The organism is Pseudomonas sp. 21, from assembly GCF_000955805.1.
Classification (GTDB): domain Bacteria; phylum Pseudomonadota; class Gammaproteobacteria; order Pseudomonadales; family Pseudomonadaceae; genus Pseudomonas.
Window position 1 is genome coordinate 90,486 of record NZ_JYOA01000019.1, and the last position, 213, is coordinate 90,698.

A 213-nucleotide genomic window follows, 5' to 3' on the forward strand; every position below is an offset into this window, starting at 1 on the left:
CATGGCCCGCTCCTACAGGCTGAATCCGGTGCCGATTCAGCCCTCGACCAGCTCGGCTTTCTCCGGTCCACGCTTCATCGGGCCCCGCAGCGAGGCCAAGGTTCGCGAGCAAGCTCGCTCCTGCAGTCGTTACGTAGGGCGCATAACCCGGAACGGGTTATGCGCCCTACGGTTCAACCGGCATTCCCCTGTAGGAGCGCCCCATGGGCGCGA